The organism is Corynebacterium glyciniphilum AJ 3170, from assembly GCF_007673095.1.
Lineage (GTDB): Bacteria > Actinomycetota > Actinomycetes > Mycobacteriales > Mycobacteriaceae > Corynebacterium.
The window spans coordinates 1-288 of sequence record NZ_VDYZ01000182.1 but is presented as its reverse complement, the minus strand read 5'-3'; the positions used below and the strand labels follow the sequence as shown (position 1 = coordinate 288).

General features: G+C 66.3%; 1 protein-coding gene. It reads right to left on the bottom strand.

What is annotated here, in order from left to right:
- Positions 1-39 precede the first annotated feature (39 nt).
- Positions 40-219 (bottom strand): hypothetical protein, encoded by a 180-nt coding sequence (locus FS507_RS19980; protein ID WP_186314763.1) that lies wholly within the window; start codon positions 217-219, stop codon positions 40-42.
- Positions 220-288: the final 69 nt, after the last annotated feature.

Sequence of the window (288 nt, the reverse complement as noted above, 5' to 3'; positions counted from 1 at the left end):
CACCTCCACCCCCCCACCGCTCCCCCCCAAACCCCTCTCCTAACTCTCCCCCACCCCCTCCTCCTCCATCCACCCCACCATCACCACCTCTCCCGTCCCCTTCTCCTCCACCACCCCCCCCACCACCCCCACCTCCACCACACCCACCCCCTCCACAACAACCCCCAACACAATCCCCCCCCCCCCCACTCTCCCAACATCCTTCCTCTCTCCACCCATTCCACCTCCTCATATCCTCTCCCCGCGACACTACCCACCCAAACACCCCACCCCTGCCCCCCATCTTCA

Excerpts from the sequence above, each read along its gene's own strand:
- FS507_RS19980 (WP_186314763.1), bottom strand. The coding sequence starts at position 219 with ATGGGTGGAGAGAGGAAGGATGTTGGGAGAGTGGGGGGGGGGGGGATT.